This is a genomic window from Paracoccus nototheniae (genome assembly GCF_004335005.1).
In the GTDB taxonomy this organism is placed as follows: domain Bacteria; phylum Pseudomonadota; class Alphaproteobacteria; order Rhodobacterales; family Rhodobacteraceae; genus Paracoccus; species Paracoccus nototheniae.
Genome location: NZ_RQRT01000024.1, coordinates 25,616 through 52,517 on the forward strand (window position 1 = coordinate 25,616; position 26,902 = coordinate 52,517).

A 26,902-nucleotide genomic window follows, 5' to 3' on the forward strand; every position below is an offset into this window, starting at 1 on the left:
GCGCATCTGCAACGATCTGCATCTTGTGCAGCATTAGCGCGCGCATCCCTAGTGACAAGCAGCACGCCATACTTTATGGGGGCGCGCAAGGTGCCGGTAAATTAGCTCCGCCCGGCGCCGCCGGAGGACGTATGAAAGCCCAGACCTTCCTTCCCCAGGATTATCGCCCCGCCGAGGACGAGCCCTTCATGAACGAGCGTCAGCTCGAATATTTCCGGCGCAAGCTGGAAGCCTGGAAGCAGGAATTGCTGGATCAGTCGGCGGAAACGCTGGAAGGCCTGCAGGACAGCGCCCGCGCCGTTCCCGATCTGGCCGACCGCGCCAGCGAGGAAACCGACCGCGCGCTGGAACTGCGGACCCGCGATCGTCAGCGCAAGCTGGTCAGCAAGATCGACGCCGCCCTGCGCCGGATCGAGACCGGCGATTACGGCTATTGCGAAATGACCGGAGAGCCGATCAGCCTGCGCCGTCTGGACGCCCGCCCCATCGCCACGATGACGCTCGAGGCGCAGGAACGTCACGAACGCAAGGAACGCGTGCATCGCGACGATTAGGCGCCGGTATGCCCGATACCGCCCGCCTCGGTGACCCCCTTGCGGGGCGGCGTGACACGAAGCGCCCCGCCGGACATGTCCTGCCCGGATCGCCTTCACCCATGGTGCCGATTCGACGAGCCTTGTCATGACCGTTCGAAACGCCCTGGTCTCATGGGCGCGCTGAAAGGTCGCCCGGTCACCGTGATCGGCGCGGGCATCGGCGGGCTGACCGCCGCGCTGGCCCTGTCGCGTCGCGGCGCCCATGTCACCGTTCTGGAACGCGCCCCCGCCCTGACCGAGATCGGCGCCGGCATCCAGATCCCCGCCAATGCCGTCCGGGTGCTGGATGCCCTGGGTCTCGGCCCGGCGCTGGCGGCGGCCAGCCTGCGCAACCGGGCCGTCCAGCTGAACGACGCGACCGGGGCCCGTGTGCTGCGCATGGATCTGATCGCCCATCGTCCCGACGCCCGCTTCCTGCTGATTCATCGCGCCCGGCTGATCGACATCCTCGCGGATGCCGCCACGGCCTCGGGCGTCACGATCAGTCTTGGTCACGCCGTCACGACCCCGCCCGACGCGCCGCTGCTGGTCGGGGCCGAGGGCCTCAAAAGCCCAAGCCGCACCTTTCTGAACGGCCCCGAGGCGCCCTTCTTCACCGGCCAGACCGCATGGCGCGCGCTCATCCCCGAGGCCCCCGATGCCCCGCCCGAGGCGCAGGTCTTCATGGGTCCGGGCCGCCATCTGGTCAGCTATCCCCTGCGGGGGGGCCTGCGCAATCTGGTGGCTGTCATGGAACGCCCGTACTGGCAGGCCGAGGGCTGGTCCCATCCCGGTAACCCCGACGATCTGCGCGCGGTATTCTCGGGGTTCGCAGGCCCTGTCCCCGGCTGGCTGGCGGCGGTCGATCGGACCCAGCTCTGGGGCCTCTTTCGCCACAGGGTCGCCCCCTCATGGCAGGATGGCCGTCTGGCAATCCTCGGCGACGCCGCCCATCCGACGCTGCCCTTCCTCGCCCAGGGTGCCGCCATGGCGATCGAGGACGCCTGGACCCTGGCCGCCTGCCTCGATGCCGATGCCGATCAGGCCCGCGCGCTCATCCGTTATCAGACCCTGCGCCAGCCCCGCACGACCCGCATCACCGACGCCGCCACCGCCAATGCCAGGAACTATCACCTGACCGGCCCCAAACGCCGCGCCGCGCATGCCGCGCTGCGCCTGTCAGACCGCCTTTTCCCCCGCCTAATGCCCGCCCGTTTCAACTGGCTCTACGACCACGATCCTTTGAAGCTCCCGGCAACTTTTTCTTCTTCATAAAAATATCCCGCGGGGGGTCGCCGGTTGGTGCGCCACTGGTTCAAGAACCAGCCGGCGACGGGCGCGCGAAGCCCCCCCCCCCCCGCATCCGCGGGACGCAAAGACCTCAGACCGCCAGTTCCACCGCCGCGACGATCCCGTCGACGACCTCGCGCAGCACCGCCTCATCCTCGGCCTCGGCCATCACCCGGATCAGCGGCTCGGTGCCCGACTTGCGGATCAGAACCCGGCCATGGCCTGCCAGCCGTGCCTCGGCATCCGCGATCACCCGCTGCACCGGCGCCGCCGCCAGAGGGTCGGCGCCCGCCGCATAGCGGACGTTCTTCAGCATCTGCGGCACCGGCTCGAACTGGGTGACCAGCTCGCTGGCGGGGCGGCCCGTCTCGGCCATCGCGGCCAGAACCTGCATGGCGGCCACCAGCCCGTCGCCGGTGGTGGCATAGTCGGTCATCACGATATGGCCCGACTGCTCGCCGCCCAGATTGAAGCCGCCCTCGCGCATGCGTTCGACCACATAGCGGTCGCCGACGCGGGTGCGTTCCAGCCGCAGCCCCTGCGCGGTCAGGAAATGCTCCAGCCCCAGATTGGACATGACGGTGGCGACCAGCGCGCCGCCCTTCAGGCGGCCCTGCGCGGCCCACCGGCCCGCCAGCAGCGCCATGATCTGATCGCCATCGGCCACCCGGCCGGTCTGGTCCACGATCACCACCCGGTCGGCATCGCCGTCCAGGCTGATGCCCAGATGCGCGCCATGTTCGCGCACCGCATCGGCGCAGGCCTGCGGATGGGTGCTGCCGACGCCGTCATTGATGTTGAAGCCGTCGGGCTTGACGCCCATCGGGATCACCTCGGCGCCCAGTTCCCACAGCACATCGGGGGCGGCGCGATAGGCGGCGCCATGGGCGCAGTCCAGCACCACCTTCAGCCCGTCCAGCCGCAGGCCCGGCGGCAGGGTCGTCTTGGAATATTCGACATAGCGCCCGCGCCCGTCATCGATGCGCCGGGCGCGACCGATATTGCGGGGCTGGGCGGGCTGGAATTCGCCCGCGACGATGGTCTCGATCTCGGCCTCGGCCTCGTCCGACAGCTTGAAGCCGTCGGGGCCGAAGAACTTGATGCCGTTATCCTCGGCGGGATTGTGGCTGGCCGAGATCATGATTCCCAGATCGGCCCGCATCGACCGGGTCAGAAACCCCACGGCGGGCGTCGGCACCGGCCCCAGCAACAGCACGTTCATGCCGGTGCTGGTCAGCCCTGCCGTCAGCGCGTTTTCCAGCATATAGCCCGACAGCCGGGTGTCCTTGCCGATCACCACCCGGTGCCGGTTGCGCCCGTCGCGGCGGAAATACCGCCCCGCTGCCGCGCCAAGGCGCAGCGCCATTTCGGCGGTCATCGGATAGGTGTTGGCCTGTCCGCGCACGCCATCGGTGCCGAAAAGTTTCCTGCTCATGGTTCCGACCTTTCGTCGTTCTCGTTCAGTGCCGCGATCAGGCGCAGCCCCTGTGCATGCTCCGCGACATCATGGACGCGGTGGATCTGGACGCCCTGTGCCACCGCCATGGCGGTCAGGGCCAGTGTGCCGGGCATCCGGCGGGCGGGATCGTCCGCCCCCCCGATCGTCCCGATAAAGCGTTTGCGCGAAAGGCCCAGCAGGACCGGACATCCCAGCCCATGATAGACCGAGATGCGCCGCAGAATCGCCAGATTATGGTCCAGTGTCTTGCCAAAACCGATGCCCGGATCGATCACGATCCGATGCGCGGGAATACCCGCCGCCACGGCACGCGCGATGCGCGCAGCCAGCGCATCATAGACATCCAGCAGCACATCGTCATAGCGCGGATCGTGCTGCATCGTCTCGGGCTGCCCCTGCGCATGCATCAGACAGACCGGAACGCCCGCGCCCGCGACCAGCGCAGGCAGATCAGGGTCGAAATCGAACCCCGAGACGTCATTGACCATGCCCGCCCCCGCCGCCAGCGCCGCCCTTGCGACCGCCGCCTTGCGGGTATCGACCGACAGCGGGATGCGACCCCGCACGGCGGTCAGGGTCGGGGTCAGGCGGGCGATCTCGTCGGGAATGGCGATCTGTTCGGCGCCGGGGCGGGTCGATTCGCCGCCCAGATCCAGCAGATCGGCGCCCGCATCGATCAGCGCCTGCGCCTGCGCCACAGGGTCATAGCGCCCGCCATCGGAAAAGCTGTCGGGCGTGGCATTCACGATGCCCATCAGCCGGGGCCGGTCCAGCGTCAGCCCCAGCAGGGGCGGCCGGGGCGCGGTCAGCGCCTCGATCACCGCATCCGGCGCCTGGTCCACGATTTCGGGCGGGCGGCCCCGTTGCAGCCGCTCGAACAGGGTAAAACCCGTCCAGCCCCCGGCCAGCCGCCAGCGGCCGGCGCGGTCCTGCGGGATCGGGCGGTAATAGACGGCGGGATCGGTCATGGCGGGCTCAGATCCGGGGCAGGCGGCCAAGGGTCAGGTCCAGACCCTTGGGCAATGGGGGCAGGGGCGCCCCTTCGGGCAGGACGAAATCGATGCGATGGGCGCCGATCCGGCCAGCCAGCCACAGGGCCAGAGAGTCGGGCGTCTCGCCCGCCTCCGCTGCGTCGGCGGCCAGGCGGGCAGGCGCCCAGATGACCGGCTGGCGCGCCTGGATCGCGGCGTCCAGTTCGGTCCGCGTCTCGGCAATTTCCAGCCCCAGCTGCCCGGCCAAGGCCCATGCGGCCTGATCCAGCGCCAGCAGGCGGATGCGGCGGGCATGCGGGCCGATGGCGATTCCGGTGGCGGGCGCGGACACAGTGCCCGGAAGCACGATCACCGCACCTGAAGGCGCAGGCGCGCCCCGGTCATGGACCAGCAGCGCGACCGGCGCCGCGACCCCGGTTGCCGCGACCCGGCCCCGGTGGCGGATGATCGACACGCCAAGCGCACCCGGCCCGCGGTCCAGTTTCTCGACGCTGACGATGATCCGGGCGGCGCGGGGATGGGCCAGCACCTCGGCGGCGATGCGTTCGGCCAGCGTCTCGACCAGATTATAGCGCTGATCGGCCAGCGCGGTGGTCACGGCCTGCGTCAGCACGTCATAGGACAGGATCTGATCGACGTGATCGTCCGTCCCCGCCACCGTGTCGCGCAGATCGACGGTCAGGTTGAAGCGCAGACGCTGATCATGGCCGCGTTCGGACTGAAAGGCGCCGATCTCGGCCGAAAGGACGTGGTCGCGCAGAAAGATGCGGTCGGGATGTTCCATATGCGCCATTCACAGCAAATCCACGGCGCGGGCAAGCCCGCCAAGGCTGACCTTTCGGTCAGTTCGAGGCGACGCGCTGGTTGCCGCGGTAAAAGATGTGCTGGCCGATCTGGACGGTGCGCTGAAAACGGCGCGACCATGCGGGGCGGACGGCGGGCGTGTGGAAATAGGTGGCCCCCCCGGTCAGCGCGCGCGGAGCGCCCTGCAGGGCATCCTCGGCAATGTCGCGGGCGCGCAGGAAGGCGGCCTTGTTGCGGACCGGCTTGGCGCCGCCGATCGTATAGCTGAACTGGCTGGGCTGATTGATCACGCCGCAGACGGTTTCCGGAAAAACGCCGCTGTCGACGCGGTTCAGAATGACCTCGGCCACGGCGGCCTGACCGCGCTGACCCTCGCCCCGCGCCTCGTGATACAGCGCCTCGGTCAGGCATTGCAGATCGGCCTGCGAATAGCCGCGCGAGGTGCTGGCCAAATGCAGCTGATCAATCGGTTCGTCGGACGACATTTCCACTTTCGCAGGCTCGGCGCCCGTGTATAGAAGCGGCGTCGGGCGCGACTGGTTCGCCGCCGACTGAAGCGTTCCCAACAAGGCTGCATCTGACGAAAACAGCGATCCGTTCCCCCCTGCGGTGGCCGTGGTGGATAAAAGGGGCAGGGCGATGGTCGCACATAAAGACAGGTGCGCCAGCCGATGAGGCAGCTTGAGCATGGATGGTCCTATATCAATCGCCCGTTGACGGGGCGTTAAAGCCCGGCGACAGGAAGCAGACCGTCATGCCGGGCGGTCTGGCGAAGTGATTAGGATTTTCCGGAACCCCCCCGCTATCCCACATCCGCGTGAGAGGGGTGTCAGGGCCAATCAGCCCCAATTTGGGCGATAATCCGCTGTCACGCTTTCAGGATTCAGGCGGCTTCCGGCGCAGAGGCGGAAAGCCGCTGGCAGCAGACCCAATGAAAACAGCAACTTGCAGTTGCAGAATCACCGCTGGCGATAATCGGGCCGCGCCCGGATCGCCGATTGCGCCGCCGCCAGCCGGGCCACCGGAACCCGGAACGGCGAGCAGGAGACATAGTCCAGTCCCGCCGAATGGCAAAAGGCGATGGATTCGGGATTGCCGCCATGTTCGCCACAGACGCTCAGCGTGATGCCGGGTTTCTGCGCGCGGGCGCGCTGCACGCCGATCAGCAGCAATTCCCCGACCCCGTCCTGATCCAGCACATGGAACGGATCCTCGGCATAGACGCCTTGGCCGACATAGGTGCCCATGAACCGCCCCGCATCGTCGCGCGACAGGCCATAGGTCATCTGCGTCAGATCGTTCGTGCCAAAGGACAGGAACATGCAATGCCCCGCGATATCGCCCGCGCGCAGCGCCGCGCGGGGCGTTTCGACCATCACGCCAAGCCGATAGGTGAAATCGACGCGGGTCTGGTTCCGGACGGCGGCGGCGACGGCGTCGATGCGGGTCTTGACCAGCTCGACCTCTCGCATGGCGCTGACCAGCGGGATCATGATCTCGGGGACGACGGGGTCGCCCTTGCGGCTGGCCTCGACCGTCGCCTCGAAGATGGCGCGGGCCTGCATGTCATAGATTTCCGGCACGGTGATCCCAAGGCGGACCCCGCGCATGCCCAGCATCGGGTTGAATTCGGTCAGCGCCTCGACCCGGCGGGTCACATCGGCCAGCGGCAGGTCCAGCGATGATGCCAGTTCCCGCAGCCCCTCGCGGTCATGGGGCAGAAATTCGTGCAGCGGCGGGTCGAACAGGCGGATGGTGACCGGCAGGCCCGCCATGATCTCGAACAGTCGGGTGAAATCCTGCCGCTGCATGGGCAGGATGCGGTCCAACGACAGGCGGCGATCCTCTGGCGTGTCGGCAAAGATCATCTCGCGCATGGCGGGCAGGCGTTCGGCGTCAAAGAACATATGCTCGGTCCGGCAAAGGCCGATCCCCTGCGCCTGAAAGCGGCGGGCGGTGATCGCGTCCTCGGGCGTGTCGGCATTGGCGCGCACGCCAAGCCCCCCGACATCCGAGGCCCAGTCCATCAGCTGGGTGAAGGCATCATCCAGCGCCGGGGGCAGCAGCACGGCGGCCCCGGCCAGAACCTCGCCCGAGCTGCCATCGATGGTGATCTCGTCGCCCTCGCGCAGGATGCGGGTTCCGCCTTGCAGACTGTGGGCGCGCAGGGTCCGGGCGCGGGCGTCGATGACCAGCCCGCTGGCGCCGACGATGCAGGGCAGGCCCAACCCGCGCGCGATGACGGCGGCATGGCTGGTCGTGCCGCCCCGCTCGGTCAGCACCGCGACCGAGGCGTGCATGCCCCGGATATCCTCGGGGATGGTTTCGCGGCGGACCAGAATGCAGGGCTCGCCCCGCGCATGGGCGGATTGCGCGGCGGCGGCGGAAAAGACGATGCGGCCGGTCGCGGCGCCGGGGCTGGCGTCGATGCCGCGCGCGATCACGTCGCGGGGTTCGCGCGGATCGACCTGATGGTGCAGCAGATCGGCCAGCGCACGCGGTTCGACCCGCATCAGCGCCTCGTCGGGCGGGATGATCCCGTCGCGGGCCAGACTGACGGCGATGCGGACGCTGGCGCGGCTGGTGCGCGCCACGCGGTCGGCATCGATGACGCTGATCTGCCCGCCGGTCACGACGAATTCGATCTGCATCTCCTCGCGCAGGCGTTCGCGGGCGGCGATCCCGAAACGGACCAGATCGGCAAAGATCTCGGGCGCGGTCTCCTCCAGCGAGGGGCCGCGGTCGTCGCGGGTCAGATACAGGGTCTCGGCCCCGGCGCCGATGGTGGGGCCGTGGCGCTGGCCGCGAAAGCGTCCGGTGACGCGGGGCGCGCCGGTGACCGGATCGATGAACTGGATCGTCCCGGACCCGCAGATCCCCGGCCCAAGCGCCAGCGCCATTTCCTGCACGACCAGCCCCAGAGGCGCGTCGGGCGGCGCGCCCTTGGCCTGACGCAGCAGCCGCGCGGTCGGCCCGTCCCAGGCCCGCGCCATGCTGCGCAGCACCTCGGACAGCTGTTCGGTGGGGTCTTGCGGAAAGGGCCGGTCCATTTCGTCGCGATAACAGCGCAGGGCATCGGCCAGCGCGCCGGGACCGTCCTGGGTGAACATGTCCGGGTCCAGCCGCGCGATATGGGTGGCATAGGTCTGCACAAAAGCAAGATAGACTGCATCGGCATTCTCGCGCCCGATGACGCCCGCCAGCCGGTCATGCAGCGCATCGTTGATGCCCACGTTCAGCACCGTCCCCGGCCCGCCCCATTCGGGCATCACCGCCGAGGGGCGCACGCTGACCAGCCCGCTGCCCGCGAACACCTCGTCCAGCGAGGCGGCCTGAACTCGCTGACCCTGCGCGATCAGGCGCACGGTCTCGGCCGAGATGGCAAAGCTGCGCGGCACCGGAAGCTGCATCCGCACCAGCCGTTGCAGGCATTTCGCCCGCCATCCGTGGCGCGCGCGCTCGATCCCCTCGGAGGGGGTGATCTGGGTCGTCTGGTTCAGGTCCGGCTCTGTCATGAGGCGGCAGCATGGCGGGACCGGGCCTGTGCTGCAAGCGCGAAAAAGGGGGCCGTGGCCCTCTTTCCCCCGTGTCATATCGTCCGGCTCAGCCGTCCGTGGCGGTGTCGTCCGCGGCAGGCGTGTCCGCCGCATCCTCGGCCGGCGTGTCGGTCGGACCTTCGGTCGCAGCGCCCGCATCCTCGGCGGCGGGTTCGTCCCCACCGGCGATCGTCACGCTCAGCATATAGTCGGGTTCCTCGACAGCGCCATTGGTGGCGGCGTCGCCCTTCTTGATGGCGTCCAGAACGTCCCAGCCCTCGATCAGCTGGCCGACGACGGTGTATTCGCCGTCCAGAAACTGCGCGGGGGCCAGATCGATGAAGAACTGGCTGTTGGCGCTGTTGGGATCGGTGGCGCGGGCCATGCCGACGGTGCCGCGATCAAAGCTGGCATCGCTGAACTCGGCTTCCAGATCGGGCAGATCGGACCCGCCCATGCCAGCCATCGCGGTATCGCCGTCCTGCAGGCCGTTTTCCACATCGCCGGTCTGCGCCATGAAGCCGTCGATCACGCGGTGAAAGACGACGCCGTCATAGGCGCCGGCCTGCGCCAGCTCGACCAGCCGGGCGACGTGGTTCGGGGCCAGATCCTCGCGCAGGTCCAGCACCATGGTGCCCTTGGAATTGCCCTCGGCATCGGCGACCTCGATCACCATGTTCGGGCCGTCGGTATCCTCGACCTGCGGATTGGTGCCCTGAGCGAAGGCGGCACCGCCGCCAAGCGCCAGAAAGGCGGGGATCAGGGCGAACTTACGCATCGGCGGCCACCTTGACGCTGATCATGCGGTCGGGGCTGACGGGCGGCTCGCCCCGGGCGATCTTGTCGACATGCTCCATGCCTTCGATCACGCGGCCATAGACCGTGTACTGACCGTTCAGGAAATGGTTGTCGCCAAAGTTGATGAAGAACTGGCTGTTGGCGCTGTTGGGGTTCTGCGAGCGCGCGGCGCCGATGGTGCCCCGGTCATGGGGCAGCTTGGAAAATTCGGCGGGCAGGTCGGGCATGTCGGAACCGCCCGTTCCGGCGCGACCGGGATTATAGTTCTTTTCCATGTTGGCATTCGCCACATCGCCGGTCTGGGCCATGAAGCCCTCGATCACGCGGTGGAAGGCCACATTGTCATAGGCACCGGCGCGGGCCAGTTCCTTCATCCGGGCGACATGCTTGGGGGCAACATCGGCCAGCAGCTCGATGACGACAGGGCCGTCCTTCAGCGTGATGACGATGGTGTTTTCGGGGTCCTTGATCTCGGCCATGGGGGCCTCCTTTGGCTTGTTCGACCCCTGATCTAGGGGCTTGGGTCGCCAAGGGCAACGCGCGAAACCGTTATGCGGGTTTCATCGGGGGGTGTCGGGGGGCACCGGCGCCCGGCCCGGCAAGGCTCCGCCCATCGGCGCAGTTGACGGCGCGCGCGCCATGCGGGACAAGCCATCCAACACCCAAGCGGAAGGATGCGACATGGCACGGTTCAACACCATCGACGACATGGATCTTGACGGAAAGGTCGTCCTGACCCGCGTCGATGTGAACGTTCCGGTCGAAAACGGGCAGGTCACCGACACCACCCGGATCGACAAGATCGTGCCGACCGTCAAGGATATTCAGGCGCGTGGCGGCATCCCCGTCCTGCTGGCCCATTTCGACCGCCCCAAGGGCCAACGCGTCGATGGCATGAGCCTGCGTCAGATCCTGCCCGCGTTGGAGGCTGCGCTTGGCCAGCCCGTCGTCTTTTCCGAGGATTGCATCGGCGGGGCGGCCAAGCGTGTCGTCGCGGCGCTGCAGCCTGGTCAGGTCGCGCTGATGGAGAACACCCGCTTTCATGCCGGGGAAGAGGCCAATGACGCCACCTTTACCGCATCGCTGGCAGCCCTTGGCGGGGCCTATGTGAACGACGCCTTTTCGGCGGCGCACAGGGCCCATGCCTCGACCGAAGGGCTGGCGCGGCTGCTGAACGCGGGCGCCGGACGGCTGATGGAGGCGGAACTGAAGGCGCTGGACGCAGCCCTTGGCGATCCGCAGCGTCCGGTGATGGCGGTCGTGGGCGGCGCCAAGGTGTCCAGCAAGCTGGACCTGCTGATGAACCTGATCGAGAAGGTCGATCATCTGGTCATCGGCGGCGGCATGGCCAACACGTTCCTTGTGGCGCAGGGCGTCGAGGTCGGCAAATCGCTGGCCGAACGCGACATGGCCGACACTGCCCGCGCGATCATGGACAAGGCGCAGGCGACGGGCTGCCGGATCCATCTGCCGGTCGATATCGTCGTGGCACGTGAATTCAAGGCGGGTGCCGCGTCCGAAACGCTGCCCGTGGCCGAATGCCCGGCGGATGCGATGATTCTGGATGCGGGCCCGGACACGGTCGAGGCGCTGCGTCAGGCGATGACCGCCTGCAAGACGCTGATCTGGAACGGCCCTCTGGGCGCCTTCGAGATCGAGCCCTTCGACGCCGCCACCAATGCCGCCGCGCGCGCCGCAGCCGAGTTGACGGCGCAGGGGGCGCTGGTCTCGGTCGCGGGCGGGGGCGACACGGTCGCGGCGCTGAACAAGGCGGGCGCCGCCGAGGGGTTCACCTTCATCTCGACCGCAGGCGGCGCGTTTCTGGAATGGATGGAAGGCAAGACCCTGCCCGGCGTCGCCGCGCTGGAAGCCGCCAAGCGCTGATCCTTGCGGACGCGCGCCGCGCCTTTCAGGGGCGGCGCGCGTCCGGACCCAAGGCCGCGCGCGGGATTTTGCCCCGGTGCGGCACCAATCCTGACCTGGCTGCGGTTTCGTTAGCGTAACCAGAATTGTGACCTTGGGCTGACATGCTATGCACATGCAGAACCCAAAGAGAGAGACCCCATGCAGATGACCGACACGGTGCGCCGCATTCTGGCCAAATACGAAGGCGAGACGCCCGGCGTGAAGGCGCAGCTGGCGCGGATGCTGATGACCGGCAAGCTGGCCGGAACCGGCAAGATGATCATCCTTCCCGTCGATCAGGGCTTTGAGCACGGCCCGGCCCGGACCTTTGCCGCCAACCCGGCGGGCTATGACCCGCATTACCATTACCAGCTGGCGATCGATGCCGGGCTGAACGCCTTTGCCGCGCCTTTGGGCATGATCGAGGCCGGGGCGGACACATTTGCGGGCCAGATCCCGACCATCCTCAAGGTCAACAGCGCCAACAGCCTGATGTCGGACACGGCGGGCAAGAATCAGGCCATCACCGCATCCGTGGACGATGCGCTGCGGCTTGGCTGTGCGGCGGTGGGCTTTACCATCTATCCCGGCAGCGACATGGCCTTGGACATGTTCGAAGAGATCGTCGAGATGCGCCGCGAAGCCGCCGCCAAGGGCGTGGCGACCGTCATCTGGTCCTATCCGCGCGGCGAGGCGATCACCAAGGAAGGAGAGACGGCGATCGACGTGGCCGCCTATGCCGCCCAGATCGCGGCGCTGATCGGCGCGCATATCATCAAGATCAAGCTGTCGACCGACCATCTGATGCTGCCCGAGGCCAAAAAGGTCTATGAGGAGAAGGGCATCGACATCTCGACCCAGGCCAAGCGGGTCGCGCATTGCATGCAGGCGTCCTTTGGCGGGCGTCGGATCGTGGTGTTCTCGGGCGGCGCGTCCAAGGGCGCGGATGCGGTCTTTGACGATGCGCGCGCAATCCGCGAAGGCGGCGGCAACGGATCGATCATCGGCAGAAACAGCTTTCAACGCTCGCGCGAGGATGCGCTGGAGATGCTGGGCAAGCTGGTCGATATCTACAAGGCACCCTGATCAGATCGGGCGCCCTGATCGACCAAACGGCCGCGCCCCCGAAACGGGGGCGCGACGGCATGCAGCGCCTGACGGCGCAGGACGGGGGCCTGGCGGCCCCCTTCGCGTGATCAGACCTCTTCGATGCGCAATTCGACCGGGTCGCTGACCAGAACGCCGGTGCGGGGCAGGGCCTCGATGGCGTAATCGATGGCTTCGGGCGTGGTCTTGTGGGTCACGACCAGAACCGGAACGCTGGCCGGGCTGTGCTGGCCATATTGGCGCATCCGGTCGATCGAGATCCCGGCATCGCCCAGAACCGTCGCGACCTTGGCCAGCGCGCCGGGTTTGTCCTGCAATTCCAGCCGGATGTAATAGGCGGCGGGCACGGCGGTGCGGGCGGGTTGGGCGGCGGTCAGGCTGGCGGCGGGCTGGCCAAAGACCGGCATGCGCACGCCGCGGGCGATTTCCACGATATCGGACATGACGGCGCTGGCGGTCGGGCCTTCGCCCGCCCCGGCGCCGCGCAGCACGATCTGGCCGACGCTGTCGCCTTCGATCACCACCATGTTGGTGCCGCCGACCAGCTGGCCAAGCGGGCTGTCGGCGGGCACCAGACAGGGCGACATGCGCTGTTCCAGCCCCCGCGCGGTCATCTGCGCGACCCCCAGCAGCTTGATGCGATAGCCCATATCGGCGGCGCGGTGGATGTCGTCGATGCTGACGCGTTCGATCCCCTCGATTTCCACGGCGTCGAAACTGACCTGTGTCCCGAAGGCGATCGAGGACAGGATCGCCAGCTTGTGGCCCGCATCGATGCCCCCCACGTCCAGCGTCGGATCGGCCTCCAGATAGCCCAGCTGGCGCGCCTCTTCGAAGACGGCGTCATAGGGCAGGCCGGCGCTTTCCATCCGCGTCAGGATATAGTTGCAGGTGCCGTTCATCACGCCCATGACGCGGGTGATGCGGTTGCCCGCCAGCGATTCCGTCATCGACTTGATGACCGGGATGCCGCCCGCCACCGCCGCCTCGAACCGGATCACCCGGCCCAGGCTTTCGGCCAGTTCGGCCAGCGCATGGCCATGCATGGCCAGCAGCGCCTTGTTGGCGGTCACCACGTCCTTGCCCGACCGCAGCGCGGCCTCGATGCTGTCACGGGCGATGCCGGTATCGCCGCCGATCAGTTCGATGAACACATCGACATCATCGGCGGTGGCGACGGCCATCGGGTCATCCTCCCACCGATAGGGGGACAGGTCGGCGTCGCGGTTCTTCATCCGGTCGCGCGCGCTGATGGCGGTGATGGCCACCGCGCGGCCCGAGCGCAGCGCCAGCAGATCGGCATGGCGCTGGACGATCTTGACGACACCGATCCCGACGGTGCCAAGCCCGGCAATGCCGAGGCGGAGGGGGGACGTCATGGCAGCCTCTCATCCTTGATTTCGCGGGTGTTAGCCTGCCCGCGCGGCTGTTGCAACGCGGGATGCGGATCGGCGCGGGCGCGCGGCGCGGGAAGGGGCAGGGGGATGGCCTATTCGCGCCAGAGCCGCGTCACCCAGGATGTCGGGCGCACATAATGGCGCAGATGCTTCAGCGGGCGTTCGCGCCGCTCGCCTGTGAACAGCGCGCGCAGATGGGCCAGCGGCGGGCGGACGGGATCGGCCTCGTCCCACCGGCCCGCGATGGCGTCGGGTGGGTTCAGGCTGCCGGGGAACATCACGATGCGGGTGCCGCGCGGAATGCGGGGTTCCAGCAGATAGTTCAGCGGAAAGACCGGCACGCAATGGAACCGGAAATGCGCCAGCCAGCCGCGCGGCCAGAATTTGACCCCGCCCGGCGCATTGCGCGTCACGAAGCGCTGTTCATAACGGTATTTGTCCGCGATGCCCTGCGGATCGGCGGCAAAGATCTGCTGCAAGGGCGCCAGATTGCCCACCCGCATCCGATAGACCGAAGTCTGGCCCATCTTTTCCAGCGGCGTGTTCGGATTGCGGCCCAAAATCGTGTCATCCGGGTCGCCATGGGTGAAAAACGGGTCCAGATCGCCGGTCACGATCACGTCCAGATCCAGAAACAGCACCACCCCGGTCACATCGCCCAGATCGCCCCATAACCGCGATTTGGGCCATTTGCCCCGCGTATTGACCGGCGCCTGATAGGCGAAGGGCGGCAGCGGGCGCACCGCCACATCCGGGTGCAGCCCCGCGCCGTCATCGGTAAAACAGAACAGCCGGAACGGCGGCGTGATGTTACGCGCGATCATCGCATGCAGGCGGTTGACATATTCGGGGCCGAACTTGGTGCCCCATTTGATGCAGATGATCTGTTTCAGATTGCCGTTGCGTCCGTCGCTCATCGTCTGTCCTGCCCCGTGATGATGCCCCGGTTGTCCCATCTTGGGCGGGTCGAGGCAATGCGCCGCTTATCCGGCGTCGTAAAGGCTGCGAAACGCCGCCACTGCCGCATCCCCCGAGGCCTGCCCGGCCCGCGGTTCCGGATCGCGCGGATCGAACAGCGCTGTGCGATCCGGAAACCAGCGCATCAGCAGCCGTGCATTCGAGGCGGCATGATCGTCGCGGATCGTCTGCCGCTCGGCAGGGGTGAACAGATCGCCCCGCCCTGCAAAGCCGTCGGGGTTCTGCTCCATCAGCGTGCGGTTGGCCAGACGCACGCGGCGCGGCCCCTCCAGCGTGCGGTAAAGCCGGACCAGATCGGCCTGAGGCGAGACATTGGCCCGGATCGCCTGCGATTCGGGCGGGATCAGGTCATCCATCCCCATCGCCCCCAAAAGCGCCGCGATGCTGTCGGGGCGCGGGGTGTCGGGCAGATCCTCGGCGTAGATGTGGGGCAGCAGGCGGGCCTTGGGAAAGGTCGCGGCCCAATCATCCAGCAGCCGGTCGTAATCCAGCAGCGGGCCCACGACCCTGGTCATCAGCGCCTCGGGGTTCTGCGCCTGATTGCCGTTCCATTTGATCCATTGCTTGGTCAGCGCCTCGGCGAACAGATCCTGACGGCGCAGCCAGACCAGAATGCGGATATCGAACCCGGCAAAGGCCTGCAGCAGGGGCAGCGCGATCTGTGGCGGGCGGATCGAGAAATCCTCGGACGAGATCAGGACATCGGTGATGCCGGGCCCGGCGTGGTGCAGCTTGTCCTGCTGTTCGGCGATCATGCGCGCGGCCTCGGCCGGGTTGGCGTTCAGCGCATTGACCAGCGCGCCGCTGGCGGGCAGGCCCTTTTTGGGGCGGACATAGAACAGGCCCCGGTCGCGCAGCGCATCCTCGTTCTGGGTCAGCCAGATCTGGGCCGCCGAGGTGCCGGTCTTTTGCATGCCGATGTGAAGCCATAGACGCTGCATTCATCCCCCCTGTCGGTTATTCCCTGTCTGGCCCCTGCGGCGGGGGCAAGTCAATCTGCCGCCCGCCTGCCTGCGCCCCCGGCGATCAGCCCCGCGCCGCGCGGATCAGCGCCAGGATGTCGGCGGCGGCCGAGGGGATGTTGGTGCCCGGCCCAAAGATCGCCTTGACGCCCGCGCGGCGCAGGAAATCGTAATCCTGCTGCGGGATCACGCCGCCGCAGATGACCAATATCTCGCCCGCGCCCGCCGCCTGCAGCGCTGCGATCAGCTTGGGCGCCAGCGTCTTGTGCCCCGCCGCCTGAGAGCTGATGCCGACCACATGGACGTCATTGTCGATGGCGTCCTGTGCGGCCTCTTCGGGGGTCTGGAACAGCGGCCCCACATCCACGTCGAAGCCGATATCGGCGAATGCCGTCGCGATGACCTTGGCGCCCCGGTCATGGCCGTCCTGTCCCATCTTGACGACCAGCATGCGGGGGCGGCGGCCCTCTTCGATCGCAAAGGCGTCCACGTCGCGCTGGATCTGCGCAAAGCCTTCGTCGCCCGCATAGGCGGCGCCATAGACCCCGGCCAGCGTACGGACCTCGGCCCGGTGGCGGCCAAAGACCTCTTCCATCGCGATGCTGATCTCGCCGACCGAGGCGCGGGCGCGCGCGGCCTCGACTGCGGCTTCCAGCAGATTGCCGCCATCGCGGGCGCGGCGGGTGATTTCGGCCAGCGTGGCCGCGACACGGGCATCGTCGCGGGTGGCGCGGATCCGGGCCAGGCGTTCGATCTGGCTGTCGCGCACCGCCACGTTGTCGATATCAAGGATGTCGATCGGATCCTCGGTCTCCTTGCGGTATTTGTTGACGCCGACGATCACGTCCTGGCCACGGTCGATCAGCGCCTGACGGCGGGCGGCGGTTTCCTCGATCCGCAGCTTGGGCATGCCGCTGGCCACGGCCTTGGTCATGCCGCCCATCTCTTCGACCTCGCTGATCAGTTCCCACGCCTTGTCGGCCAGTTCGGCGGTCAGGCTTTCGATGTAATAGCTGCCCGCCAGCGGATCGACGACATGGGTGATGCCGGTTTCCTCCTGCAGGATCAGCTGGGTGTTCCGCGCGATCCGGGCGCTGAAATCGGTGGGCAGGGCGATGGCCTCGTCCAGCGCATTGGTGTGCAGCGACTGTGTGCCGCCAAGCGCCGCCGACATCGCCTCGTATGCCGTGCGGATGACGTTGTTATAGGGGTCTTGCTCTTGCAACGACACGCCCGAGGTCTGGCAATGCGTCCGCAGCATCAGGCTGCCCTGCTTCTTTGGTTCAAATTCCGACATGATCTTGTGCCACAGCAGGCGGGCGGCCCGCAGCTTGGCTATTTCCATAAAGAAATTCATGCCGATGGCGAAAAAGAACGACAGCCGTCCGGCGAACGCATCCACATCCATGCCCGCCGCGATGGCCGCGCGGACATATTCACGCCCGTCGGCCAGCGTATAGGCCAGTTCCTGCACCAGGTTCGCCCCGGCCTCCTGCATGTGATAACCGGAAATCGAGATGCTGTTGAACCTGGGCATCTGATCCGAGGTGTACTGGATGATATCGGCGATGATCCGCATGCTGGGTTCGGGCGGATAGATATAGGTGTTGCGGACCATGAACTCCTTGAGAATGTCGTTCTGAATGGTGCCTGACAGGACCGCACGGGAATGGCCCTGTTCCTCTCCCGTCACGATGAAGCTGGCAAGGATCGGGATGACCGCGCCGTTCATGGTCATCGACACCGACACCTGATCCAGCGGGATGCCGTCGAACAGGATCTTCATGTCCTCGACCGAATCGATGGCGACGCCCGCCTTGCCGACATCGCCCTCGACCCGGGGATGGTCGCTGTCATAGCCCCGATGCGTCGCCAGATCGAAGGCCACTGACACGCCCTGCTGTCCCGCAGCCAGGGCGCGACGATAGAACGCATTCGACGCCTCGGCGGTCGAGAACCCGGCATATTGCCGGATGGTCCAGGGGCGCCCGGCATACATCGTCGCGCGGGGGCCTCGCGTGAACGGAGCCAGCCCGGGCAGGCCGCCAAGGTGGTCCAGCCCGTCCGTATCGGCCTCGGTATACAGCGGTTTGACGGCGATGCCTTCCAACGTCTGCCATGTCAGACTGTCGGGGTCGCGGCCCTTCAATTCGCTCTGCGCCAGCCGCTGCCAGTCCTGCATCGTGGGTTTTGTCATGATCCATCCTTTCGCGTGGCGCGTCCTGCCCTATATTCAGAGCATGACGAGGTGCCGATGAAGTTGAAATTCCTGATAGTCGTGATGGCTTTGGCCGCGATGGGACCGGCGCGCGATGCGCCCGTTCCCGAGACCGCCGCCGATGCCACCCCTGATGCGGGCAGCGCCCGCGACAGCACGCCGCAGCGCAATCCCGCCCGATTGCCACCCGTATCCCAGCAGGTCGGCCCGCCCGATCCTGCTGCCAGCGCGCAGCCGGACGAATCCGTCCTGATCCGCGATGCCGCCGATGTGGCGCCACAGGATTTCCTGTGGCAGGCCCGCCCGGTGGTGGTCTTTGCCGACACGCCGGACGACCCGGCCTTCGTCGAACAGATGCGGGCGTTGCGGCGCGACGAACGCGGGCTTGAGGCGCGCGACGTGGTGGTGGTCACCGACAGCGATCCGGCCGCCAACAGCGAATGGCGGCAGGAACTGAGGCCGCGCGGCTTTTCGCTGGTGATCATCGACAAGGACGGGCAGGTCAAGATCCGCCGCCCCAGCCCCTGGGACGTCCGGGAGATCGGCCGCGCCATCGATCGCCTGCCGCTGAGACGGCAAGAGGTCGGGCGGGGCAGCCTGCTGCGCTGAGCGGCAGCGCGGGGCCTGCGAAACTTGTGGATTTGTGGGGCGTTCCCTATATCATGGACAGAACCCGGCAGCCTGCCGGACATCGGAAAGGGAACGATCATGGCCAAACCGCACGCAGACCGCAGCGCCGCGCCCGTGGTGCCGGCCCGCCCCGCCAAGCCCGTCGCGCGCATCGCGGCCCCGCGCCCCGAGGCGCTGTTGACCAAACCCTCGGCCATCAGCCGTGCCAATGAAATCGTGCGGGCCATCGGGTTGCGTCCCATCACCGGCCTCTCGGGTCCGAAGATCGGCTACTGACGCCGCGCGCATCCGGCGCATCGCGCAACCCCTCGCGCAGAAGCCGCTCGCGCAGGATGGCCAGTTCACCCGGCAGATATTGCGCCACCAGCGCTGCCGCATCGGCCTCGTCCTGATCCAGCATCTGCTCTACCGCATCGACGCCGCCGCGCAGGCATTCGGTCAGCACGCGGATCGCCTGAATGCCGCTGTCGCGGGTCTCCTCCATCAGCGACAAGTAATCCCCCATCATCTGCGCCGCCCGCGCCCCATCCCGCCGCGCCATGCGCCGCAGGTCCGTGGCCAGCGCCTCCATGATCGACAACAGCCGGTAATACAGCACGATCGGGTCGATGACCGGGGCGGGCAGGATGTGGATATCGGCCACCACTGCGGCAAAGATGCGGTCATTGGCATGCTGGGGCAGGGTGGGCACGAAATCGCCGGTCTCGATCCGCGCGATCAGCGCCGCCGCATCCGCAGCCGAGGGCACCTGCTGTTCCAGCGCAAAGACATGGGCGCGGATCTCGGCCAGCAGGGCGCGCTGCAGATCCGCCTCGCGCGCGCGGCGCAGGGCGGCATCGCGGCGCCGGGTCTGACCTGCGACCACGATCCAGCCGATGGCGACGAACAGGCCGGTGACGACCGCCTGTTGCAGCTGCGGGCTGAGGACGTCGTCAAGCGGCGGCATGGACATCTGCGCCATCAAAAGGGGTGGGGCCGGAACCCGCAGGCACCGCCATGCGTCGGGTCATCATGACAAGGAGAGCTGCGATGCGATTATGCCTGACAGCCGCGATGGCCCTGTGGCCGGTGATGGCCCCTGCCGATGCCGGGCGGGGCGCATCCCTGCCGGTGACGCGACTGCAGGCGGACACGCTGGACGGAATGCGCTGGCAGGCCCGCCCGGTGGTGGTTCTGGGCGAAGCCGGGGCCGTGGCCCGGCAGATCGAGGCGTTCCGCCCCGCTGCCGGGGCCTTGGCCGAACGCGAGGTCACCTTGCTGACCGACGGGCCGGGCGCGGACGGGTTGCGGCCCGCGCAGGGGCTGCGCGTGCTGCTGATCGGCAAGGATGGCGGCGTCAAGCTGCGCCGCGACGCGCCGGTCACTGCGGATGAGATCATCGGTCTGATCGACGCCATGCCGATGCGCCGGCGCGAGGCGGAATAGGGGGTCATGCCCGCCGCCCCCTGATCCGCGTCACGGCCAGCAGAACGGCGGCCAGATGCGCCAGCGCCGTGCCCGCCAGCGCCTGCGGCGCGGTGATCCGCGCATCCAGCAGCAGCCACAGGCCCAGGCCCCAGATCACTGCGCTGACCGGCAGGGCCACCAGCCAGAAGCCGGGTCCGCGCCAGAACCCCGACAGCGCGCCGAAGATCAGCTGGAACAGAGCCAGCGCGACCAGCGGCGGCAGGATATAGGCCAGCGGCAGATCCGTTCCGCCCACGGGAACCAGCGCCCCTCCCGCCACCACCAGCACCCCGGCCGCCCCGGACAGGGCAACCAGCGCGGCCAGCAGCGCGGCGGGCAGGGTGCGGGTCATTCGAATTCCATGATGATCTCATCGACCTTCAGGCTTTCGCCCTGCGTGGCGGACACCGATTTTACCACGCCCTTGCGTTCGGCGCGCAGGATGTTTTCCATCTTCATCGCTTCGACCGTGGCCAGCGCCTGACCCTCCTGCACTTCGTCGCCTTGGGCGACATTGATGCGCACGATCAGGCCGGGCATCGGACAAAGCAGGAATTTCGACGTGTCGGGCGGCAGTTTCTCGGGCATCAGCCGGGCCAGTTCCGCCGCGCGCGGTCTGCGGACATGGACGCGAAGATCGGCGCCGCGCATCCGCAGCCGCAGGCCTGCCGGGATCTTGTCGACCTTGACCACCAGCGGCTGCCCGTCCACCGTCAGCCGTGCCAGAGACTGACCGGGGCGCCAGTCGCCCGTCACCCGCAGCACGATCCCGGCAATCGCGACATCCGCGCCGTCGCGGTCAGCGGTGATCCGGACGGGCCAGTCCTGCCCGGCGGCAAAGACCACCCAGTCTTCGCCCACGCGGCGTTCATGATGGCTCAGCCTGCCGCTGATGCGGGCGCGGCGGATTTCGGCGACGCGGTGCATGGCCGCCGCCGCCGCCGCCAGTCGGTGCAGATCGTCGTCGGGCAATGTCGCGCCCTGAAAGCCGTCGGGATATTCCTCGGCGATAAAGGCGGTGGTGATGTCGCCCGACACGAATTTCGGATGGTCCATGACCGCCGACAGGAAGGGCAGGTTATGCCCGATCCCCTCGACCTCGAACCCGTCCAGCGCGCTGCGCATCGCCTCGATCGCGGCAAGGCGGGTGGGCGCCCATGTGCACAGCTTCGCGATCATCGGGTCATAGAACATGCTGATCTCGCCGCCCTCGAAGACGCCGGTGTCGTTCCTGACCGCCGCCGGGCCGGTGGGCGCGTCAAGGGCCAGCCATTTGCCGCTGTCCAGCATCGGTCCCGCCGCCACCTCGACCGGAGGACGATAGCGCGACAGCCGTCCGATCGAGGGCAGAAAGCCGCGATAGGGATCCTCGGCATAAAGCCTGCTTTCCATCGCCCATCCGGTGATCTTCAGATCGGATTGTGCGAAGGGCAGGGGTTCGCCCGCAGCGACGCGGATCATCTGTTCGACCAGATCGACGCCGGTAATAAGTTCGGTCACCGGATGTTCGACCTGCAGCCGGGTGTTCATTTCCAGGAAATAGAAATTCCGGTCGCCGTCCACGATGAACTCCACCGTCCCCGCGCTGGTATAGCCGACCGCCTTGGCCAAAGCGACCGCCTGGCTGCCCATCGCGGCGCGTGTCGCCTCGTCGAGGAACGGGGACGGCGCCTCTTCGATGACCTTCTGGTTGCGGCGCTGGATCGAACATTCGCGTTCATGCAGATAGACGGCATTGCCATGCTGGTCGGCCAACACCTGAATTTCGATATGGCGCGGCTGCGTGACGAATTTCTCGATGAAGATGCGGTCGTCGCCAAAGCTGTTCGCGGCCTCGGATTTCGACGATTCGAAACCCTCGCGCGCCTCGTCATCGCTCCAGGCGATGCGCATGCCCTTGCCGCCGCCGCCCGCGCTGGCCTTGATCATCACCGGATAGCCGATGCCCGCGCTGATCACCGCCGCCTCGTCCGCATCGGCGATCAGGTCCATATGGCCCGGCACGGTGCTGACGCCCGCCACCTGCGCCAGTTTCTTCGAGGTGATCTTGTCGCCCATCTGTTCGATCGCGCCCGAGGGAGGGCCGATGAAGACGACGCCCGCAGCCTCCAGCGCCTCGGCGAATTTGCGGTTTTCCGACAGGAAGCCATAGCCGGGGTGGACGGCCTCGGCCCCGGTCTGGCGGATCGCATCCATGATGCGGTCGATGACGATATAGGACTGGTTGGCGGGGGCGGGGCCGATATGGACGGCCTCGTCGGCCATGCGGACATGCAGCGCATTGCGGTCGGCGTCGGAATAGACGGCGACGGTGGCGATGCCCATGCGCCGCGCGGTCTTGATGACGCGGCAGGCGATCTCGCCCCGGTTGGCGATCAGGATCTTCTTGAACATGGGCTCCCCCCCAGGACGGAACATGAAAAAGCCGCCCAAAGCGCGGGGCTTTGGACGGCTTTGCAGATTGTCGGCGCGCCGGGCGCGCCGGTCAGCGGATCATTCGCAGAGGCGAACGTCGTTGCACAGCGCACCGGCCGCGCCGCCGATGGCTGCGCCCTTGATGGCGTTGCCGCCGCCGACCGATGCGATGGTCGCGCCGACGCCTGCGCCGATAAGCGCGCGGTCAGTGTCGGTCGGGTTGATACCCTGAGTACAGCCGGCGATCGCCGTGGTGCCGACCAAAGCGGCGATGGCAAGGAATTTGGACATGATGAGAACCCCGTGGTGTAAGTGGCAGAGGCGTCACGCCGCCCCTGCCGGATCGATCGAGAAAAAGCGCAGCGATCAGTAGCGGCGCTGGCAGACGCCCGCGTCGTCGCACAGCGCGCCGCCGACAGCGCCGATGGCCGCGCCGGTTGCCATATCTTCGTCAAGCGCCCGGGCGATGACCGCACCGGCAACCGCGCCGCCAGCCGCACGCTGAGCGTCGGGCGAGATGCCGCCGCCCTGATAGCCGGGCGCGCAGGCCGAAAGACCGGCCGCGACCAGAGCCAGACCGGCCAGACGAAGAGTGATGGATTTCTGCATGATGTGGTGCCTGTGGTGATGGGCCCGTTCAGGGCCGGTTGTAGGTCATGGGGGTTTATTGCACAGCCGTGCCCCGCGTCAAACTGACATGCGTGTGACTTCAAGGGGTTCAGCATCAAGTCGCCCATTAACGGTCGTCAACCTCGTCGTCGCCGTCGTCCCAACCGTCTTCGTCGTCCCAGTCAAAGGCCGGAGGCGCATCCTTGACGAACAGTTCGGGAAAGGCCTCTTCGGCGATGGTCATGTCGACTTGCAGCAGCTGCTCGTAATCGGCGGGGTCGAATTCGCCGACCGCCTTGACCTCGCGTCCGATCAGCCAGGACAGGCGCCCGGCATCCAGATTGCCGCGCACGAAAGGCTCGTCGCCGAACTTGGCGATCAGGGCGGACAGAAAGCCCGCATCGGCGCGCTTGTCGGCGGGCCTGCGGTCCTTGTAGCGTTCGCGCCGCGTGATGGGCGTGGCGCCCTTCTTGCGGTTTTCGCGACGGATGACGAACTGGAAATCGGTGCCGGGCAGCCGCCCGGGAAATCCGCGATGCTTCAGCATGGCAGGGCCCCTTTGCTGGGGCGCGCGGAGACTGCTGCGCACGGGCAGGCTGGCCGCCCGCGCGCGATGATGGACGTGCGGGTGTTAGCCGAACTTGCCGCTGTAGACGGGCTCGGTCGTGACCGGGTTGACCATCGGGGCTGCGGGTGCGGTCGGCACATAGACATCGGCGGGCTGCTGGCGCTGGCACGCGGCAAAGGCCGAAACCAGCACGAGGCCGAGGATGATTTTCTTCGACATGGAAAAAGGCTCCTGTAAAGCGGACGACTGTGCGCCCGGCTGCTCGGGTTGTGGACGGCTTGTTGGGTGGCCGACCTGGCGCGCATGATAACCAAGCCGCCGGTCCGCAGACAGCCAAGGGTCCGCCCCGGCGTCACGCCGTCCCTGGCCTGTGGCCCGGCTGCATCATTCACGACCTTGTGCATCCCTGTGCCCCCCATGCCCCATCACAGCGGAATGTTGTCGTGTTTTTTCCACGGGTTCGTCAGCCGCTTGCCGCGCAGGCTGGCGAAGGCGCGGGCCACCCGGCGGCGGGTCGAACGCGGCTGGATCACCTCGTCGATAAAGCCCTTTTCGGCGGCGACGAAGGGATTGGCAAAGCGGTCCTCGTAATCCTTGGTCCGGGCGGCGATCTTGTCGGGGTCGCCCAGCTCGCTGCGATACAGGATCTCGACCGCGCCCTTGGCCCCCATCACGGCGATTTCCGCCGTGGGCCAGGCATAGTTGAAATCGCCGCGCAGATGCTTGGACGCCATCACGTCATAGGCCCCGCCATAGGCCTTGCGGGTGATCACCGTCACCTTGGGCACCGTCGCCTCGCCATAGGCGAACAACAGTTTCGCGCCATGCTTGATGACGCCGCCATATTCCTGACCGGTGCCGGGCAGAAAACCCGGCACGTCGACCAGCGTCAGGATCGGGATCTCGAACGCATCGCAGAACCGCACGAACCGCGCCGCCTTGCGGGAACTGTCGATGTCCAGACAGCCCGCCAGCACCATTGGCTGATTGGCCACGACGCCGACGCTCTGACCCTCGATGCGGATGAAACCGATGATGATATTGCCTGCGAAATCGCGCTGGATTTCATAGAAATCGCCTTCGTCCGCGACCTTGGCGATCAGTTCCTTCATGTCATAGGGCTGGTTCGGGTTGTCGGGGATCAGCGTGTCCAGACTGGGTTCGATCCGCAGCGGGTCGTCGAAAAAGGGCCGCGTCGGGGCCTTTTCGCGGTTGTTCAGCGGCAGGAAATCGAACAGGCGGCGGATTTCCGACAAGGCCTCGACATCGTCCTGAAAGGCACCGTCCGCGACGGATGATTTCCTGGTATGCGTGCCCGCGCCGCCCAGCTGTTCGGCAGTTACCACCTCGTTCGTGACGGTTTTCACCACATCGGGACCGGTCACGAACATGTAGGACGTGTCGCGCACCATGAAGATGAAATCGGTCATCGCCGGGGAATAGACCGCCCCGCCCGCGCAGGGCCCCATGATCACGCTGATCTGCGGGACCACGCCGGATGCCAGCACATTGCGCTGAAACACATCCGCATAGCCCGCAAGGCTGGCCACGCCTTCCTGGATCCGCGCGCCGCCCGAATCGTTCAGCCCGATCACCGGGGCGCCGTTCTGCATCGCCATATCCATGATCTTGCAGATCTTCTGCGCATGGGTTTCCGACAAGCTGCCGCCAAAGACGGTAAAGTCCTGGCTGAACACATAGACCATGCGCCCGTTGATCGTGCCCCAGCCCGTGACGACCCCGTCGCCATAGGGGCGGTCATCCTGCATCCCGAAATCGGTGCTGCGATGGGCGACGAACATGTCGAATTCCTCGAAGCTCTCTTCGTCCAGCAGCAGGTCGATCCGTTCGCGGGCGGTCAGCTTGCCGCGTGCATGCTGGGCGTCGATCCGGCGCTGGCCGCCGCCAAGACGGGCCTCGGCGCGGCGGCGTTCCAGTTCGTGCAGAATGTCCTTCATCGCGGGCCTCCCTGATCCTTGGCCGCAGGCTAGCGGGTGATGCGGGGGCGGCAAAGGAAAATCGGGTAACTTTGCAAAATGTAGAGGCTTTGGAATGCGCAAACTGAAAACCTGCAAACTTGGCCGAAGGCGGTCGTGCGTGACGGGTCTTGACGGGACGCAGGTGGGCGGGCAATCCGGCAGCATGGGATTGCAGATCGATACCGGGGCCATTCTGGCCAATCACGCGGCGCTGGCGGCCAAGGCCCCCGGCGCCATCGCCGCTGCCGTGGTCAAGGCCGATGCCTATGGCCTGGGCGCGGCCCATGTCGCGCCCGCGCTGTATGCGTCCGGGGTGCGGCAGTTCTTCGTGGCGCTGGCGCGCGAGGGGCGGGCGATCCGCCCCCTGCTGCCCCCCGATGCGCAGATCAACATTCTGTCGGGCCATCTGGAGGGCGAGGATCTGACCGGTCTGACCCCGGTCCTGAACAGCCCGGCCCAATTCTTTCGCGACCGCGCGATGCGGCCCGGCCAGCCCTTTGCCATCCAGCTGGACAGCGGCATGAACCGCCTTGGCATGGAAGCCTCCGAATGGGCCGCGATCCGGTCCGAGGCGATGGCGGCGCGCCCCGCCTTCATCATGTCGCATCTGGCCTGCGCGGATGAACCAGACCACCCCGCCAATGCCGCCCAGCTGGCGGCGTTTCGCGCCATGACCGATGGCTGCGACGTGCCCCGGTCGCTGGCCGCCACCGGTGGCATCCTGCTGGGGCCGGAATATCATTTCGACATGGTGCGGCCCGGTGTGGGTCTCTACGGGGGCATGCCCTTTGCCGGGGCGCGGCCCGTGGTGCAGCTGTCTTTGCGCGTGATCCAGACCCGCGCGGTCGCGTCGGGCGAGATGGTGGGCTATGGCGCCACCTGGCATGCCGCCCGCGACAGCCGCATCGCCACCGTCGATGCGGGCTATGCGGATGGCATCCTGCGGGCGCTGTCCTCCAGCGGGGTGCAGCTTTATGCGGGTGATCGGGGCTGTCCGGTGGTGGGCCGGGTGTCGATGGATCTGATCACCGTGGATGTGACCGATCTGGACACGGTGCCCGACCGGCTGGACCTGATCTGCCCGGCCCAGCCCATCGACCGGCTGGCCGATCTGGCCGGCACCATCGGATACGAGATCCTGACCTCGCTTGGCGCCCGCTATCCGCGGACCTGGCGGTGACCCCCATCCGGGCGGTCGGGCGTCCCGCGCTGCATCTGCTGCGCGGGATGGGGG

Annotated in this window: 27 protein-coding genes; 8 read left to right on the plus strand and 19 right to left on the minus strand. The window is 67.2% G+C overall.

Going from position 1 to position 26,902, the window contains the following annotated elements:
* Nucleotides 1-131: 131 nt before the first annotated feature.
* Entirely contained in the window at nt 132-554 is a 423-nt protein-coding gene (dksA, locus tag EG885_RS10705; protein ID WP_131574473.1) for an RNA polymerase-binding protein DksA, read from the plus strand.
* Between the two features lie 153 nt (nt 555-707).
* Complete coding sequence (locus EG885_RS10710) at nt 708-1,850, plus strand: FAD-dependent oxidoreductase (protein ID WP_131574474.1); 1,143 nt, start codon at nt 708-710, stop codon at nt 1,848-1,850.
* A 106-nt stretch (nt 1,851-1,956) separates the two neighbouring features.
* Here the strand turns inward: EG885_RS10710 and glmM are convergent, their stop codons facing one another.
* The 7 genes from glmM to EG885_RS10745 form a co-directional block, all read right to left on the minus strand.
* A complete protein-coding gene (gene glmM, locus EG885_RS10715) occupies nt 1,957-3,300 on the minus strand; it encodes a phosphoglucosamine mutase (protein ID WP_131574475.1) in 1,344 nt (447 codons plus the stop codon).
* Nucleotides 3,297-4,292 (minus strand): dihydropteroate synthase, encoded by a 996-nt coding sequence (folP, locus tag EG885_RS10720; RefSeq protein ID WP_131574476.1) that lies wholly within the window; start codon nt 4,290-4,292, stop codon nt 3,297-3,299. The genes glmM and folP overlap by 4 nt, the downstream gene beginning before the upstream one ends.
* A 7-nt stretch (nt 4,293-4,299) precedes the next feature.
* On the minus strand, nt 4,300-5,109 hold the full coding sequence (locus EG885_RS10725) for a dihydroneopterin aldolase (protein WP_242679609.1): 810 nt from the start codon (nt 5,107-5,109) through the stop codon (nt 4,300-4,302).
* Between the two features lie 49 nt (nt 5,110-5,158).
* Nucleotides 5,159-5,605 (minus strand): cell wall hydrolase, encoded by a 447-nt coding sequence (locus tag EG885_RS10730; RefSeq protein ID WP_131574477.1) that lies wholly within the window; start codon nt 5,603-5,605, stop codon nt 5,159-5,161.
* A gap of 474 nt (nt 5,606-6,079) precedes the next feature.
* Nucleotides 6,080-8,635, minus strand: a complete 2,556-nt coding sequence (locus EG885_RS10735; RefSeq protein ID WP_131574478.1) for a putative PEP-binding protein — start codon at nt 8,633-8,635, stop codon at nt 6,080-6,082.
* An 88-nt stretch (nt 8,636-8,723) separates the two neighbouring features.
* Entirely contained in the window at nt 8,724-9,434 is a 711-nt protein-coding gene (locus tag EG885_RS10740) for a peptidylprolyl isomerase (protein WP_131574479.1), read from the minus strand.
* Nucleotides 9,427-9,933 (minus strand): peptidylprolyl isomerase, encoded by a 507-nt coding sequence (locus EG885_RS10745; protein ID WP_131574480.1) that lies wholly within the window; start codon nt 9,931-9,933, stop codon nt 9,427-9,429. The genes EG885_RS10740 and EG885_RS10745 overlap by 8 nt, the downstream gene beginning before the upstream one ends.
* A 202-nt stretch (nt 9,934-10,135) precedes the next feature.
* Here EG885_RS10745 and EG885_RS10750 point away from each other — a divergent pair, with 202 nt between their 5' ends.
* Both EG885_RS10750 and EG885_RS10755 read left to right on the plus strand, forming a co-directional pair.
* Nucleotides 10,136-11,338 (plus strand): phosphoglycerate kinase, encoded by a 1,203-nt coding sequence (locus EG885_RS10750; protein ID WP_131574481.1) that lies wholly within the window; start codon nt 10,136-10,138, stop codon nt 11,336-11,338.
* Between the two features lie 180 nt (nt 11,339-11,518).
* Nucleotides 11,519-12,445, plus strand: coding sequence for a class I fructose-bisphosphate aldolase (locus EG885_RS10755; RefSeq protein WP_131574482.1), 927 nt, complete (start codon nt 11,519-11,521; stop codon nt 12,443-12,445).
* A 110-nt stretch (nt 12,446-12,555) separates the two neighbouring features.
* On the opposite strand, the gene EG885_RS10760 is transcribed toward EG885_RS10755, so the two are convergent.
* The 4 genes from EG885_RS10760 to scpA form a co-directional block, all read right to left on the minus strand.
* Entirely contained in the window at nt 12,556-13,845 is a 1,290-nt protein-coding gene (locus EG885_RS10760; protein WP_131574483.1) for a homoserine dehydrogenase, read from the minus strand.
* Nucleotides 13,846-13,955: 110 nt separating this feature from the next.
* On the minus strand, nt 13,956-14,780 hold the full coding sequence (locus EG885_RS10765; RefSeq protein ID WP_131574484.1) for a glycosyl transferase: 825 nt from the start codon (nt 14,778-14,780) through the stop codon (nt 13,956-13,958).
* 66 nt (nt 14,781-14,846) lie between these two features.
* Nucleotides 14,847-15,782 carry a hypothetical protein gene (locus tag EG885_RS10770; protein WP_131574485.1) on the minus strand — a complete coding sequence of 312 codons (936 nt, stop codon included), beginning with the start codon at nt 15,780-15,782 and terminating at the stop codon, nt 14,847-14,849.
* Nucleotides 15,783-15,867: 85 nt separating this feature from the next.
* Complete coding sequence (gene scpA / locus EG885_RS10775) at nt 15,868-18,000, minus strand: methylmalonyl-CoA mutase (RefSeq protein WP_131574486.1); 2,133 nt, start codon at nt 17,998-18,000, stop codon at nt 15,868-15,870.
* A 57-nt stretch (nt 18,001-18,057) separates the two neighbouring features.
* On the opposite strand from scpA, the gene EG885_RS10780 reads away from it, so the two are divergent.
* Nucleotides 18,058-18,630 (plus strand): DUF4174 domain-containing protein, encoded by a 573-nt coding sequence (locus EG885_RS10780; RefSeq protein WP_131574487.1) that lies wholly within the window; start codon nt 18,058-18,060, stop codon nt 18,628-18,630.
* A 99-nt stretch (nt 18,631-18,729) separates the two neighbouring features.
* Nucleotides 18,730-18,927 carry a hypothetical protein gene (locus EG885_RS10785; protein ID WP_131574488.1) on the plus strand — a complete coding sequence of 66 codons (198 nt, stop codon included), beginning with the start codon at nt 18,730-18,732 and terminating at the stop codon, nt 18,925-18,927.
* Here the strand turns inward: EG885_RS10785 and EG885_RS10790 are convergent.
* Nucleotides 18,893-19,597: a hypothetical protein gene (locus tag EG885_RS10790; protein WP_131574489.1), complete on the minus strand. Its 705-nt coding sequence runs from the start codon at nt 19,595-19,597 to the stop codon at nt 18,893-18,895. The two genes, EG885_RS10785 and EG885_RS10790, sit on opposite strands and share 35 nt — an antisense overlap.
* An 83-nt stretch (nt 19,598-19,680) precedes the next feature.
* On the opposite strand from EG885_RS10790, the gene EG885_RS10795 reads away from it, so the two are divergent.
* Nucleotides 19,681-20,076, plus strand: a complete 396-nt coding sequence (locus tag EG885_RS10795) for a DUF4174 domain-containing protein (RefSeq protein WP_242679610.1) — start codon at nt 19,681-19,683, stop codon at nt 20,074-20,076.
* A 4-nt stretch (nt 20,077-20,080) separates the two neighbouring features.
* Here EG885_RS10795 and EG885_RS10800 read toward each other — a convergent pair whose 3' ends face one another.
* The 7 genes from EG885_RS10800 to EG885_RS10825 all read right to left on the minus strand — a co-directional run bounded on the left by EG885_RS10800 (nt 20,081) and on the right by EG885_RS10825 (nt 25,647).
* The gene (locus EG885_RS10800) at nt 20,081-20,449 is read right to left on the minus strand and encodes a hypothetical protein (protein ID WP_131574490.1); all 369 of its coding nucleotides are present in this window, start codon (nt 20,447-20,449) and stop codon (nt 20,081-20,083) included.
* Nucleotides 20,446-22,491, minus strand: coding sequence for an acetyl-CoA carboxylase biotin carboxylase subunit (locus EG885_RS10805; protein WP_131574491.1), 2,046 nt, complete (start codon nt 22,489-22,491; stop codon nt 20,446-20,448). The genes EG885_RS10800 and EG885_RS10805 overlap by 4 nt, the downstream gene beginning before the upstream one ends.
* Before the next feature lie 99 nt (nt 22,492-22,590).
* On the minus strand, nt 22,591-22,803 hold the full coding sequence (locus tag EG885_RS10810) for a hypothetical protein (protein ID WP_165571109.1): 213 nt from the start codon (nt 22,801-22,803) through the stop codon (nt 22,591-22,593).
* A 75-nt stretch (nt 22,804-22,878) separates the two neighbouring features.
* Complete coding sequence (locus EG885_RS10815) at nt 22,879-23,121, minus strand: hypothetical protein (RefSeq protein ID WP_131574492.1); 243 nt, start codon at nt 23,119-23,121, stop codon at nt 22,879-22,881.
* 127 nt (nt 23,122-23,248) lie between these two features.
* On the minus strand, nt 23,249-23,668 hold the full coding sequence (locus EG885_RS10820) for a hypothetical protein (RefSeq protein ID WP_131574493.1): 420 nt from the start codon (nt 23,666-23,668) through the stop codon (nt 23,249-23,251).
* 84 nt (nt 23,669-23,752) lie between these two features.
* Nucleotides 23,753-23,908 (minus strand): hypothetical protein, encoded by a 156-nt coding sequence (locus tag EG885_RS22705; RefSeq protein WP_165571110.1) that lies wholly within the window; start codon nt 23,906-23,908, stop codon nt 23,753-23,755.
* Between the two features lie 206 nt (nt 23,909-24,114).
* Entirely contained in the window at nt 24,115-25,647 is a 1,533-nt protein-coding gene (locus tag EG885_RS10825) for an acyl-CoA carboxylase subunit beta (RefSeq protein WP_131574494.1), read from the minus strand.
* A gap of 184 nt (nt 25,648-25,831) precedes the next feature.
* Here EG885_RS10825 and alr point away from each other — a divergent pair, with 184 nt between their 5' ends.
* Nucleotides 25,832-26,848: an alanine racemase gene (gene alr / locus EG885_RS10830; RefSeq protein WP_131574499.1), complete on the plus strand. Its 1,017-nt coding sequence runs from the start codon at nt 25,832-25,834 to the stop codon at nt 26,846-26,848.
* Nucleotides 26,849-26,902: the final 54 nt, after the last annotated feature.